The sequence below is a fragment of the Klebsiella sp. B345 genome (assembly GCF_051131735.1).
GTDB lineage: Bacteria > Pseudomonadota > Gammaproteobacteria > Enterobacterales > Enterobacteriaceae > Klebsiella.
Map to the genome: position 1 here is coordinate 1,641,209 of NZ_CP180443.1, position 13,916 is coordinate 1,655,124.

General features: G+C 56.4%; 8 protein-coding genes and 1 pseudogene. 4 read left to right on the top strand and 5 right to left on the bottom strand.

Annotated features, from left to right (window positions below):
- Positions 1-8: 8 nt before the first annotated feature.
- A complete protein-coding gene (maeB, locus tag ACMYSO_RS07650; RefSeq protein ID WP_123755332.1) occupies positions 9-2,288 on the bottom strand; it encodes an NADP-dependent oxaloacetate-decarboxylating malate dehydrogenase in 2,280 nt (759 codons plus the stop codon).
- 287 nt (positions 2,289-2,575) lie between these two features.
- Between maeB and tkt the strand changes: the two genes are divergently transcribed.
- Positions 2,576-4,570: a transketolase gene (gene tkt, locus ACMYSO_RS07655; RefSeq protein WP_434670015.1), complete on the top strand. Its 1,995-nt coding sequence runs from the start codon at positions 2,576-2,578 to the stop codon at positions 4,568-4,570.
- On the opposite strand, the gene ACMYSO_RS07660 is transcribed toward tkt, so the two are convergent.
- The 3 genes and pseudogenes from ACMYSO_RS07660 to aegA form a co-directional block, all read right to left on the bottom strand.
- Complete coding sequence (locus ACMYSO_RS07660; RefSeq protein WP_434670768.1) at positions 4,539-5,606, bottom strand: DUF1176 domain-containing protein; 1,068 nt, start codon at positions 5,604-5,606, stop codon at positions 4,539-4,541. The two genes, tkt and ACMYSO_RS07660, sit on opposite strands and share 32 nt — an antisense overlap.
- A 65-nt stretch (positions 5,607-5,671) precedes the next feature.
- A pseudogene (gene nudK / locus ACMYSO_RS07665) lies at positions 5,672-6,269 on the bottom strand (GDP-mannose pyrophosphatase NudK).
- 57 nt (positions 6,270-6,326) lie between these two features.
- A complete protein-coding gene (gene aegA / locus ACMYSO_RS07670) occupies positions 6,327-8,309 on the bottom strand; it encodes a formate-dependent uric acid utilization protein AegA (protein WP_434670016.1) in 1,983 nt (660 codons plus the stop codon).
- 380 nt (positions 8,310-8,689) lie between these two features.
- Here aegA and acrD point away from each other — a divergent pair, with 380 nt between their 5' ends.
- Positions 8,690-11,803: a multidrug efflux RND transporter permease AcrD gene (gene acrD / locus ACMYSO_RS07675; protein ID WP_434670017.1), complete on the top strand. Its 3,114-nt coding sequence runs from the start codon at positions 8,690-8,692 to the stop codon at positions 11,801-11,803.
- A 130-nt stretch (positions 11,804-11,933) separates the two neighbouring features.
- Here acrD and ypfM read toward each other — a convergent pair whose 3' ends face one another.
- Positions 11,934-11,993 (bottom strand): protein YpfM, encoded by a 60-nt coding sequence (gene ypfM / locus ACMYSO_RS07680; RefSeq protein ID WP_100181659.1) that lies wholly within the window; start codon positions 11,991-11,993, stop codon positions 11,934-11,936.
- Positions 11,994-12,401: 408 nt separating this feature from the next.
- Here ypfM and ACMYSO_RS07685 point away from each other — a divergent pair, with 408 nt between their 5' ends.
- Both ACMYSO_RS07685 and dapE read left to right on the top strand, forming a co-directional pair.
- Positions 12,402-12,758 (top strand): ArsC family reductase, encoded by a 357-nt coding sequence (locus ACMYSO_RS07685; RefSeq protein ID WP_434583586.1) that lies wholly within the window; start codon positions 12,402-12,404, stop codon positions 12,756-12,758.
- Between the two features lie 3 nt (positions 12,759-12,761).
- Positions 12,762-13,889 (top strand): succinyl-diaminopimelate desuccinylase, encoded by a 1,128-nt coding sequence (gene dapE, locus ACMYSO_RS07690; protein ID WP_434583585.1) that lies wholly within the window; start codon positions 12,762-12,764, stop codon positions 13,887-13,889.
- The last annotated feature ends 27 nt before the right edge of the window (positions 13,890-13,916 follow it).

Genomic DNA, 13,916 nt, shown 5'->3' on the forward strand with positions numbered 1-13,916 from the left:
TTTCTGCATTATAACGGCTGGGTTTGCGCTTCCACGACCGCCAGCGCCACCATGTTGACAATACGACGAACAGAGGCAATCGGCGTCAGAATATGCACCGGTTTCGCCACGCCCATCAGTACCGGACCCACGGTCACTCCTTCGGAACTGGAGACGCGCAGCAGGTTGTAGCTAATCCGCGCGGCTTCCATATTTGGCATCACCAGAATGTTGGCAGAGCCTTTCAGCGGGCTGTCCGGCATCCGCTCGTGGCGAATGCTCTCCACCAGCGCGGCATCGCCGTGCATTTCACCGTCAATCATCAACTCCGGCGCCCGCGCCTTCACCAGCTCCAGCGCTTCACGCATTTTGCTGGCCGACGGGCAGTTTGACGATCCAAAGTTCGAGTGCGACAGCAGCGCCACCCGCGGTTCAATCCCGAAACGACGCACGCTTTCTGCGGCCATCAGGGTGATTTCTGCCAGCTGCTCCGGCGTCGGATCGTTGTTGACGTAGGTGTCGGCAATAAAGGTGTTGCCGCTCGGCAGCAGCAGCGCGTTCATCGCCCCTGCGGTGCTGACGCCATCGCGGTAGCCGAACAGCGGCTGCACCACCGAATAGTGGTCATGGTAGTCGCCGATGGTGCCGCAGATCATCGCATCCGCTTCCCCACGATGAACCATGATCGCGCCAATCACCGAGGTGTTAGCAATCACCGCCCGCTGTGCCTGCTCCTGGGTTACGCCGCGGCGTTTCATGAGCTGGTAGTACTCACTCCAGTACTCTTTGAAGCGCGGATCGGATTCATTATTGACGATCTCAAAATCGACGCCGGCTTTGATCTGCAGACCCAGCTTCTGGATACGCATTTCGATCACGCTCGGACGACCGATCAGGATCGGTTTGGCCAGCCCCAGCGATACCAGCTCCTGAGTCGCATGCAGGACCCGAGTCTCTTCCCCTTCCGCCAGCACCACGCGTTTAGGCTCTTTGCGCGCCTGGGAGAAGATCGGCTTCATGAACAGATTGGTTTTGTAGACAAACTCGCTGAGCTTCTCAATATAGGCGTCGAAGTCGGCAATTGGACGGGTCGCCACGCCGGAGTCCATTGCGGCTTTCGCCACCGCCGGCGCGATCTTGACGATCAGGCGCGGATCGAAAGGTTTCGGAATAATGTATTCCGGACCGAAGCTCAGATCCTGATCGCCATAGGCAGAGGCCACCACTTCACTCTGCTCCGCGTGGGCCAGTTCAGCGATAGCATGGACCGCCGCCAGCTTCATCTCTTCGTTAATGGCCGTCGCACCGACGTCCAGCGCACCGCGGAAAATGAACGGGAAGCACAGGACGTTGTTCACCTGGTTCGGGTAGTCGGAACGGCCGGTACAGATAATCGCATCTTCGCGAACCTGCTTCGCCAGCGGCGGCAGGATCTCCGGTTCCGGGTTCGCCAGCGCGAGGATCAGCGGCGCGCGAGCCATCTTCTTCACCATCTCAGGGGTCAGGACTTTCGGACCCGAGCAGCCGAGGAAAATATCGGCCCCGTCGATCACATCATCCAGCGAGCGTTTGCCATCATCGTCCACCGCGTAGGCCGCTTTGGTTTCCGCCATATTCGGCTCACGGTCTTTATAGATAACGCCTTTGGAATCGCAGACCACGATATTGTGTTTCTGCATCCCCAGCGCCACCAGCAGGTTCATACAGGCGATGGCCGCAGCACCGGCGCCGGAGACCACCATCCGCACGTCGGAGAGATTCTTCTCCACCACCCGCAGGCCGTTAATGATCGCAGCGGTACTGATAATTGCCGTGCCGTGCTGGTCATCGTGGAATACCGGAATGTTCATGCGCTCGCGCAGCTTTTGCTCGATGTAGAAGCACTCCGGCGCTTTGATATCTTCAAGGTTAATGCCGCCGAAAGTCGGCTCGAGCGCCGCCACGACATCGATAAATTTATCCGGATCCAGTTCATCGACTTCGATATCAAAAACATCAATACCGGCGAATTTCTTAAACAAAACGCCCTTGCCTTCCATCACTGGTTTCCCGGCGAGCGCGCCGATATTTCCCAGCCCCAGCACGGCGGTGCCGTTAGAGACGACGGCAACCAGATTGCCGCGCGCGGTGTATTTATAGGCGGCCAGCGGGTCCTTCTCGATTTCCAGGCACGGTGCTGCCACGCCAGGCGAGTAGGCCAGCGCCAGATCCCGCTGCGTCGCGAGAGGTTTGGTCGGGACTACCTGAATTTTCCCAGGAACGGGAAATTCATGGAAATCGAGGGCGCTTTGTTTCAACTGCTCATCCATTTTATGGTTCCTTTCACGTATCAGTCGTAGGGGGTGGTGCGTAATGGCTGCCAGGTGCCCACCCTGAGGTGGGCCTAGTATCTCGCCTGACGGCTTTTTAAACTTTGAACGCCGCCATACTCTGGCCATCACAAAGGTATATTTGTTATCGATTTATAACATTTATGTAACCTTATTTCGAAAGCAATGATAGTCCGGTCTGCTATGCTTTTTAGTTATCTATCCCAAAAACACCTCGACTGACAATCAGCAAAAACTCATGCAACATCTTGTTTCAGGAGTCAATTATGTCCCGAAGAGAACTTGCCAACGCCATTCGCGCCCTCAGCATGGACGCCGTACAAAAAGCCAACTCCGGCCACCCCGGTGCCCCAATGGGGATGGCAGATATCGCCGAAGTCCTGTGGAATGATTTCCTTAAGCACAATCCGGGCCATCCGGGCTGGTACGACCGCGACCGCTTTGTGCTCTCCAACGGTCACGCCTCCATGCTGCTGTACAGTCTGCTGCACCTGACCGGCTACGACCTGCCGCTCGATGAGCTGAAAAACTTCCGCCAGCTACACTCGAAAACCCCAGGTCACCCGGAGCACGGCTATACCCCCGGCGTCGAAACCACCACCGGGCCGCTCGGCCAGGGCCTGGCTAACGCCGTCGGTATGGCGATTGCCGAACGTACCCTGGCGGCGCAATTCAATCGCCCAGGCCACGATATTATCAATCACTACACCTGGGTATTTATGGGGGACGGCTGCCTGATGGAAGGGGTTTCTCATGAAGCCTGTTCGTTGGCGGGCACGTTAGGCCTTGGCAAACTTATCGGCTTCTATGACCATAACGGCATCTCTATCGATGGGAAAACCGAGGGCTGGTTTACCGACGATACCGCGGCGCGCTTTCGGGCTTACCACTGGCACGTCATTGGCGATATCGACGGCCACGACCCACAGGCGGTGAAGCAGGCGATTCTTGAGGCCCAGAGCGTGACGGACAAACCGTCGCTGATTATCTGCCGGACGGTCATTGGATTTGGCTCACCGAACAAAGCCGGTTCGGAAGAGTCCCACGGCGCGGCTCTGGGCGAAAAAGAGGTGGCGCTGACCCGCGAGAAGCTGGGCTGGAAATACCCGCCCTTCGAGATCCCTAAGGATATTTATCAGCAGTGGGATGCCAGGCCGCGCGGCGAACAGGCGGAACAGACGTGGAATAAGCAGTTCAGCGCCTGGCAACAGCAGTACCCCGAGCTGGCAGCCGAGCTGAAACGCCGGATGGAGGGCGAACTGCCAGCGAACTGGGATGAAATGGCGCACGACTATATTGCCCAACTGCAGGCCGAACCGGCGAAAATTGCCAGCCGCAAAGCGTCGCAAAATGCGCTTAACGCCTACGGCCCGGTATTGCCGGAACTGCTGGGCGGCTCGGCGGATCTGGCGCCCAGCAACCTCACCATCTGGTCTGGTTCGCATTCCATCAAAGAGGATCTGGCGGGTAACTATCTCCACTATGGCGTGCGTGAATTCGGGATGACGGCAATCGCCAACGGGATTGCCCTGCACGGTGGTTTTATCCCCTATACCTCCACCTTCCTGATGTTTGTCGAGTATGCCCGTAACGCAGCGCGTATGGCGGCGCTGATGAAAGCCAGGCAGATAATGGTCTATACCCACGACTCGATTGGGCTGGGTGAAGATGGTCCCACCCACCAGGCGGTGGAGCAGTTGGCCAGTCTGCGCCTGACGCCCAACTTCAGCACCTGGCGTCCCTGCGATCAGGTGGAGACGGCAGTTGCCTGGCGGGCTGCCATTGAACGGCATGGCGGTCCCACCGCGCTGATTCTGTCACGGCAAAACCTGGCACAAATGGCGCGTACGCCGCAGCAGGTGCAGGATATCGCCCGCGGCGGCTACGTGCTGAAAGATGCCGGCGGCAAGCCGGATTTGATCCTGATTGCCACCGGCTCAGAAGTTGAGATTACCGTGCTGGCAGCAGAGCAACTGCTCGCCAAAGGCATTAACGTCCGGGTGGTCTCCCTGCCATCAACCGATGTCTTCGATGCGCAAGATGAGGCCTACCGGGAGTCAGTACTGCCCGGCGACGTTAGCGCCCGCATTGCCGTCGAGGCCGGGATTGCCGACTACTGGTATAAGTATGTCGGACTAAAGGGGAAAATCGTCGGCATGCGCAGCTACGGGGAGTCAGCGCCAGCTGACAAGCTCTTCCCGTTCTTTGGCTTCACCGTCGAGCATATTGTCAATTTAGCGGATGAAATATGTAACGGGTAACCCATAGCGTGGGCCAGGCATCTGGCCCCTGCCAGTTATCGCATTGCGGCTGCTGCGCATAGCGCACCAGACTAAACCGCTGGCCATCATAGCGCCAGCGGGTCTGGATCCCGCAATCGCCGGGGCTGCGGCCTTTATCCAGCGTCACCAGTTCGTGACGCTGTTCATCAAAACTGGCGTTAATCAGTTCAATCTCGCGGGCCGCGTTGGCCGGGGGCTGGAAAGGTAAGCTCAGACGCAGCTGCCGCGCCATATACGGCGGCCGGCGCGACACCAGCCAGGCCCGCCAGATGGTGTTGTAAGCGCCCGCTTCACAACTGACCATCAACAACACTTTTTCATCCGTTAACGCGGTGACCCGAATCTCACGGCGGAACGGATCCAGGGAGCACGAGCTGTTGTCTATCCGCTCGTTACCATAATCCATCAGGTCATTGAGTTCATCCCGGCTCAGAGGCGATTGGGTCAGCTCGACTTTGCCTACCGCTCGTAGCGCTGGGGCCGGAGGAACGCTGAGCGGCGGCTCTTCACCTTTGCCCACCCACGCGGTTTCACTGCCGACGCGTTTCTGGTGATTATCGATAAACAACAGGGCGGCCTTCAGCCCCTGCAGAGAAATAGTCTGTAGCCCGTTGACCAGGGTTATCGCCTGACCTTCCTGCACCTGCTGCAAAAAAGCATCGATAGTGACGCTGTCGCCGGTTTTAATCAGTTTATCCGCCACCTGCCAGTTTTTATCAACTAACGCCAGCGGTTTACCGTCCAGCAGGAGGCGCGGCGCCACAGGGGCCAGCGCGGCGACCGGGTTACCGATACCTCCCAGTTCAATACGCAGGCTGGCATCGGTGACGGCGCCGGCGCTGCGGCTCAGCGTCATCACCAGTCCGTGATGCAGACCGACGTTGCGGGCGACGCAGAAGTTCTGGTTATTACAGGTTACCAGCCAGTCATTGAAGAGCTGCTGCGCAGGCGCCGCCCACGCCGGTGACGATGGCAGGACAGCGAAAAGCAGAAAAAAGAGAACCCGATAAAGCATGCGCGGCACAACCCCAGAGAAAACGCTCAAAACAGTCGCCATCTTCACCAGCCGCGCCATGTTACTCAATCGGATTTATCAGATATCCCCCGCCATCAGACCCGAGGTTTGCAGGTACTGCAGCAGGATGACCGCTTTACCGTCGCGGATCTCGCCGTTGGCGACCATCTGAAGCGCCTGGCTGAACGGCAGCTCCAGCACGTCAATGTCTTCATCTTCAACGCCACCGCCACGGTTTTTCCGCTGGGCATCACTGTACTCGGCAATAAAGAAATGGACGATTTCAGTGACTCCGCCAGGGGACATAAACAGTTCGAACAGCTTTCGCACTTCACCGACTTCGTAGCCGGTCTCTTCAATGGCTTCTTTGCGAATGCAGGCTTCCGGCTCGTCGTTATCCAGCAGCCCGGCGCAGGTCTCAATCAGCATCCCGTCTTCATTGCCGTTGACCCAGGTGGCAACGCGAAACTGCCTGACCAGCACCACCGTGCACTTACGGCGGTTATACAACAGGACCGTCGCGCCATTGCCGCGATCGTAAACCTCTCGCTTATGACGTACGACGCTGCCGTCACGGCGCGTCAGCTCGTAGGTGATATTGCGTAAAATAAAGTAGTTTTCGGAGAGGAGTTTATCTTTGATAACGTTGATGTTGAGTGACATACGGCCCCGCAGCATGGAATAACAATGCCATACTACGCCGCGGGGCCGGGTTTGTCGTTAGTGAAGCGGCGCTGATGTTACGCCGAGATAATCCATGATGCCCAATGCAGCATGACGGCCTTCGGCCATTGCCGTCACCACCAGATCGGCACCGCGCACGGCGTCTCCGCCAGCAAAAATTTTGCTGTGGGTGGTCTGATAGCGATAGCGGCTCTCCACGTGGGCCTTGATCCGCCCACGGCTATCGAGCTGCACGCCAACGGACTCCAGCCACGGCATACCGTGCGGGTGAAAACCAAAGGCCATGATCACCGCATCAGCAGGCATCACAAACTCGCTGCCCGGTATCGGCGATGGGCTACGTCGTCCCTGGGCGTCCGGTTCACCCAACTGGGTTCGCAGAAAGCGCACGCCATTGACCCGGCCATCACCGTCCAGCTCCAGCGTCACCGGCTGCACGTTAAATTCAAACACCGCCCCCTCTTCACGGGCGTTTTTGACCTCTTTTTTCGACCCCGGCATATTGGCCTCATCGCGACGATAGGCGCAGGTCACCTGTTTCGCCCCGTGGCGGATCGCAGTACGCACGCAATCCATGGCGGTATCGCCGCCCCCCAGCACCACCACATTCAGGCCGTGGGTGTCGATGTAAGGTTCTTCAGGCAGCTCGCTGAGCCCCATCACCTTTTTGGTATTGGCGATCAGGAACGGCAGCGCGTCATACACCCCCGGCGCATCTTCATTGGGCAAATCCGCTTTCATCGAGCGATAGGTGCCGGCGCCGATAAATACCGCGTCGTACTCCTCCAGCAGCGACGTTAAGGCAATATCCTTGCCGACTTCACAGCCTAACTCGAAGTGAATCCCCATTTGGCTGAAGATTTCCCGGCGCCGGGCCAGCAAGGATTTATCGAGCTTGAAAGCGGGAATGCCAAAAGTCAGCAGACCACCGATCTCTGGATGACGGTCAAAGACAACGGACTTCACACCATGGCGAATCAAGCGGTCGGCGCAGGCCAGCCCCGCCGGGCCAGCGCCAATAATGGCCACTTTTTTGCCGCTATCAACGACACGGGAAAGATCCGGGCGCCAGCCCTGTGCCAGCGCCTGGTCAGAAATATAGCGTTCAATGTTGCCGATGGTGACCGCACCCTTGTCATCGCGCAGAGTACAGGCCCCTTCACACAGGCGATCCTGTGGGCAAACGCGGCCGGTAATTTCTGGCAGGCAGTTCGTTTGGTGAGAGAGTTCTGCGGCGCCGGAGATATCCCCCGCCTGCACCCTCTCAATCCACTGAGGAATATGGTTGTGCAGCGGGCAGGTCCATTCACATATGCTATGCTCGCCGCATTGTAAACAGCGTTCTGTCGCCTGCTGCGCCTGTCCGGCATTAAAGGGCAGGTAGATCTCGGCGAAATCTGTTTTACGCTCCCGGGCAGCACGTTTATCTGCCTCGCTGCGGGGCGATGTTGTCACCATCTGGCGGACTTTGGCCCCCTCTGCTGGCACGCTTATGTCACCTGGATGCGCATGCCACGGCCGTGCATCCAGCCGCGCCGTACGCTGACGCCGCTGTTTGGCCATGCTGAACAGCGTCTCGTCAGTCGCGAGCTGTAACGCCTCCGCCGGGCAGTTCTGCACACAGGCTGGCCCCGTTTCGCGACCGCTGCACAGATCGCATTTGTGCGCCGTCGCCTTCACTTTTCCCGCAGCCGCCGGAAGCAGCACGATTTCCATCACCCCGAACGGGCAGGCCACCATGCAGGATTTACAGCCGATACATTTTTCTTCATTGACCTGCACGCTGTCGTTGACCTGCCTGATGGCATCATTCGGGCAACTGCGCAGACAGGGCGCACTTTCACAATGCCGACATGTGATGGCGTTACGCTTGTTCTCATGCTTGATCACGCTAATGCGCGGTAAAAAGCGCTGTGGGGTCAGCACGTGCTGTTCGTCGTTATGTGCCATCACGCAGGCCACTTCGCAGGCTTTACACCCGATGCATTTGCGACTGTCGCTGATAATAAAGTGGTTCATGGTATCCTTCGGTCTTCGGTGAATAACCCCTCAATTCGCATGATTATTTATTACCCGACAAAACAGGGTCGGAACAATGTTCATTTGCCCAGATTACTTTTTTTCTCGTGATAATCCGGCCTGGATCAAGTTTTTTTGACTTAAATGAAATTGCGTTTTATTTAGACTGGTTATAGAAGAAAATGAGATCGCCGTGCTCAACCTGACGCAGGTAAGAGCACGATTCTACTGAGGTAGTGGACCGCGACGGTCGTGTCGCAAAAGGCATAAGATAAATTACACTATCTCCTTAATTTCTCCACGATTGACTGTGGGCTTAGCTATAGAGTGTCACAGACTGTGAAACAACAGAGCATGTACACAATGAGGTCTCAATTCTGATGGCGAATTTTTTCATCGATCGCCCCATTTTCGCGTGGGTGCTGGCGATTCTGTTATGCCTGACCGGAACGCTCGCAATCCTGTCGCTGCCCGTAGAGCAATATCCCGATCTTGCGCCACCTAACGTGCGAATTACCGCCAATTACCCAGGCGCTTCCGCACAGACGCTGGAAAATACCGTCACTCAGGTTATCGAGCAGAATATGACCGGTCTCGATAATATGATGTACATGTCATCGCAGAGTTCCTCCTCCGGGCAGGCAACCATCACTCTGACATTTACCGCCGGCACCGACCCGAACGAAGCCATGCAGCAGGTGCAAAACCAGCTGCAATCGGCGATGAAAAAACTGCCTCAGGCGGTGCAGAATCAGGGGGTGACGGTCCGCAAAACCGGTGATACCAACATCCTGACCATCGCGTTTGTTTCCACCGACGGCAGCATGGATAAGCAGGATATCTCCGACTACGTTGCCAGTAACATTCAGGAACCGCTCAGCCGCGTCAATGGTGTCGGCGATATCACCGCCTACGGTTCACAATATTCAATGCGTATCTGGCTTGATCCGGCCAAACTCACCGGCGTGCAAATGACGGCGAAAGATGTCACCGACGCCATCTCATCCCAGAATGCGCAGATTGCCGTAGGCCAGCTTGGCGGCACCCCGTCGGTAAATAACCAGACGCTGAACGCCACCATTAACGCCCAGTCGCTGTTACAAACGCCGCAGCAGTTCCGCGATATTACCCTGCGGGTGAATCAGGATGGGTCGCTGGTGACCCTCGGCGATGTGGCGAAGGTCGAACTGGGGGCGGAAAATTACGATAACCTCAGCCGCTATAACCGCAATCCAGCGTCGGGTCTTGGCGTTCAGTTAGCTTCCGGGGCCAACGAAATGCAGACGGCCGAACTGGTGCTCAACCGCTTAGACGAGCTGTCACAATATTTCCCCCATGGCCTTGAGTATAAAATCGCCTACGAAACCACCTCTTTCGTAAAAGCCTCGATCCATGACGTGGTGAAGACGCTGCTGGAGGCGATTGCGCTGGTATTCCTGGTCATGTACCTGTTCCTGCAAAACATTCGTGCCACCCTGATCCCCACCATTGCCGTTCCGGTGGTTTTGATGGGCACCTTCGCGATCCTGTTTGCCTGCGGCTACAGTATTAACACCCTGACGATGTTCGCGGTGGTACTGGCGATAGGCCTGCTGGTGGACGATGCCATCGTAGTAGTAGAAAACGTCGAACGCATCATGAGCGAAGAGGGTCTTTCCCCTCGCGAGGCGACGCGCAAATCGATGGGGCAGATCCAGGGTGCGCTGGTGGGTATCGCCATGGTGCTATCGGCGGTATTTATCCCGATGGCCTTCTTCGGCGGCACCACCGGGGCCATTTATCGCCAGTTCTCAATCACTATCGTCTCTGCAATGGTGCTCTCCGTCCTCGTCGCCCTGATCCTCACCCCGGCGCTGTGTGCGACCTTGCTAAAACCAATTAAAAAAGGGGAAGAACACGGTAAGAGCGGCTTCTTTGGCTGGTTTAACCGCATGTTTAACCGTAGCGCGCGCAGTTACGAGACGGCGGTTGGCAAAATTCTCCACCGTACGCTGCGCTGGATCATGCTCTACGTGCTGTTGCTGGGCGGAATGGTGCTACTGTTCCTGCACCTGCCCACCTCGTTCCTGCCGCAGGAAGATCGCGGGATGTTCCTCACCTCCGTGCAGTTACCGAGCGGTTCTACCCAACAGCAAACGTTGAAAGTGGTGCAAAAAGTTGAGGACTATTTCTTCAGCCACGAGAAAGCGAATATTGCGTCGATTTTCGCCACCGTCGGCTCTGGCCCAGGCGGCAATGGGCAAAACGTCGCGCGTATGTTTATTCGGCTGAAAGACTGGGACGAGCGTGATGCCAAAACCGGGACATCATTTGCGATTATCGAGCGGGCGACGAAAGCGTTTAACCAGATTAACGAAGCGCGCGTCTTTGCGACCAACCCGCCAGCTATCAGCGGTCTGGGCAGCTCCGCCGGTTTTGATATGGAGCTGGAAGACCATGCCGGTAACGGCCATGACGCGCTGATGGCGGCACGCGATACGCTGCTTGATCTGGCGGCAAAAGACGATCGACTCACCCGGGTACGCCATAACGGCCTTGATGATAGCCCGCAGCTGCAGGTCGATATCGATCAGCGTAAAGCCCAGGCGCTGGGCGTCGCCATTGACGATATCAACGACACCCTGCAAACCGCCTGGGGCTCAAGCTACGTGAATGACTTTATGGATCGCGGCCGCGTGAAGAAAGTCTACGTTCAGTCCGCAGCCCCATACCGCATGTTACCGGACGATATTAATCAGTGGTACGTGCGCAACAGCAGCGGCACGATGGTGCCCTTCTCGGCATTTGCCACCTCACGCTGGCAGACCGGCTCTCCGCGTCTTGAACGCTATAACGGCTATTCAGCGGTAGAGATTATCGGGGAAGCTGCGCCGGGCGTTAGTACCGGTACGGCAATGAATATCATGGAAGAGCTGGCCCAACAGCTGCCAAACGGCTTCGGCCTCGACTGGACCGCGATGTCTTATCAGGAGCGGCTGTCTGGCGCTCAGGCCCCGGCGCTGTACGCCATATCGCTGCTGGTGGTATTCCTGTGTCTGGCGGCACTGTATGAAAGCTGGTCAATTCCCTTCTCAGTCATGCTGGTGGTGCCTTTAGGGGTGATTGGCGCGCTCCTCGCCACCTGGCTGCGCGGCCTTGAGAATGACGTTTACTTCCAGGTGGGCCTGTTGACGGTCATCGGCCTGTCGGCGAAAAATGCCATCTTAATCGTCGAGTTCGCCAACGAACTGAATGAGAAGGGAGAAGATTTGCTCGCCGCCACCCTGTCAGCCTGTCGGCAGCGTCTGCGCCCGATCCTGATGACCTCGCTGGCCTTTATTTTCGGGGTCCTGCCGATGGCGACCAGTACCGGCGCCGGTTCAGGCAGCCAGCATGCGGTCGGCACCGGCGTCATGGGCGGGATGATCTCCGCGACGTTCCTGGCCATTTTCTTCGTACCGCTGTTCTTTGTGCTGGTGCGTCGACGCTTCCCGCGCAAGGAGCGGCCGCAATAATTCACGACGGGGTCGAATATCCTGTGCTGAAATAACAAAAAAGGCGACTATCACAGTCGCCTTTTTTATCTGTTCACAGCCGCATTAGCATTATTAGCGTGACGCGATTACCCTGCTCACATTGTGGAATTTATTTACGAAGCATGCCTTCAATAAAATCTTTCCAGTTCCCTAATTCATGTTCAATCATAATATCCTCTCTTATTATTATGGGTGATTTTAAGTAAATCTGTTGCCGATGGGAAGTTCATTGAAGTTATCGCTGTGATTGCTGGTTTGCATCGTACGCTACTGCCTTCGTTGACCTGGCGCTACTATGGACCTGAGCATGTTGATTTAATGTGACCAATGGCAACATTTTGCAACATTAGCCACTTTTTCAGATTGTTCTCGCTGCCGGCTGTACGCCCGGTGAGGGGCGACATACAGCCCATGATTAAATGCACTGGTTAATATTCAACCAAGTGATGTAAGCACGGTAAAAAGTTATATTTCTAAACCTGATTAACGTATTATTTCAGGCAGTATTTTTTCGGGTATATTCGGATATTCCTGAGTTTATAGTTCAATTCAACGTAAAAACGTAAAAGGTTTAATCATGCTGACCATGTACGGAATCAAAAACTGCGACACGATAAAAAAAGCCCGCCGCTGGCTGGAAGCGAATCAGCTTGAATATCGCTTTCATGATTATCGTACCGATGGTCTCGATCGTGATTTATTAAACACATTTATCGCCGAACTGGGCTGGGAAGCTCTGCTCAATACCCGCGGAACCACCTGGCGTAAACTGGATGAGAGCCGCCGCGACCTCATCACCAACGCCGATGCCGCCGCGACGTTGATGCTGGAAATGCCGGCAATTATCAAACGCCCATTGCTCTGCGCGCCCGGGCAGCCTATGCTGCTGGGCTTCAGTGAACTTACTTATAAGAAGCTTGTTAACGAGGTATAGTCTATGTCATGCCCGGTCATTGAGCTGGCTCAGCAGCTTATTCGCCGCCCTTCCCTCAGCCCCGATGATGCGGGATGCCAGGCGCTCATGATTGAACGCCTGCGTGCGATTGGCTTTACCGTTGAACCGATGGATTTCGGGGATACCCAAAACTTTTGGGCATGGCGTGGACACGGTGAAACGCTGGCCTTTGCCGGCCATACTGACGTGGTCCCGGCCGGCGATGCCGACCGCTGGATTAACCCACCCTTTGAGCCGACGATTCGCGACGGCATGCTGTTTGGTCGCGGCGCTGCAGATATGAAAGGTTCGCTGGCCGCTATGGTGGTTGCCGCTGAGCGCTTTGTCGCTCAGTACCCAAATCACCAGGGCCGTCTGGCGTTTCTGATCACCTCCGATGAAGAAGCCAGCGCCCACAACGGCACCGTGAAGGTCGTTGAAGCGCTGATGGCCCGTAACGAACGCCTGGATTACTGTCTGGTGGGCGAGCCGTCCAGCACCGAAGTGGTGGGCGACGTGGTCAAAAACGGTCGTCGCGGTTCATTAACCTGCAACCTGACCATTCATGGTGTACAAGGGCACGTGGCTTACCCGCATCTCGCCGATAACCCGGTTCACCGCGCGGCGCCAATGCTGACGGAGCTGGTGGGTATCGAGTGGGACCAGGGCAATGCGTTCTTCCCGCCTACCAGCATGCAGATTGCCAACGTGCAGGCCGGAACCGGCAGCAATAACGTGATCCCAGGCGATATGTACGTTCAGTTCAACTTCCGCTTTAGCACTGAATTGACCGACGACATGATCAAAGCTCGTGTTATTGAGTTGCTGGATAAATACCAGCTGCGCTATACCCTGGACTGGTGGTTATCTGGTCAGCCGTTCCTGACCAGTCGCGGCAAACTGGTCGAAGCGGTGGTAAACGCGATAGAGCACTATAATGAAATTAAACCTCAGCTGCTGACGAATGGCGGTACTTCTGACGGCCGCTTTATCGCCCGAATGGGTGCCCAGGTCGTCGAGCTGGGACCGGTGAATGCGACAATTCACAAAATCAATGAATGTGTTAATGCCGCCGACCTGCAACTGCTGGCACGGATGTATCAACGCATCATGGAACAGCTGGTCGCCTGACGACCGCGATGTAATAAGAGGAAGCGC

What these genes read in the sequence shown, in the direction of transcription:
- dapE (WP_434583585.1), top strand. Translation starts at nt 12,762, where the DNA reads ATGTCATGCCCGGTCATTGAGCTGGCTCAGCAGCTTATTCGCCGCCCT.
- ACMYSO_RS07685 (WP_434583586.1), top strand. Translation starts at nt 12,402, where the DNA reads ATGCTGACCATGTACGGAATCAAAAACTGCGACACGATAAAAAAAGCC.
- ACMYSO_RS07660 (WP_434670768.1), bottom strand. Translation starts at nt 5,606, where the DNA reads ATGCTTTATCGGGTTCTCTTTTTTCTGCTTTTCGCTGTCCTGCCATCG.
- tkt (WP_434670015.1), top strand. Translation starts at nt 2,576, where the DNA reads ATGTCCCGAAGAGAACTTGCCAACGCCATTCGCGCCCTCAGCATGGAC.
- maeB (WP_123755332.1), bottom strand. Translation starts at nt 2,288, where the DNA reads ATGGATGAGCAGTTGAAACAAAGCGCCCTCGATTTCCATGAATTTCCC.
- aegA (WP_434670016.1), bottom strand. Translation starts at nt 8,309, where the DNA reads ATGAACCACTTTATTATCAGCGACAGTCGCAAATGCATCGGGTGTAAA.
- acrD (WP_434670017.1), top strand. Translation starts at nt 8,690, where the DNA reads ATGGCGAATTTTTTCATCGATCGCCCCATTTTCGCGTGGGTGCTGGCG.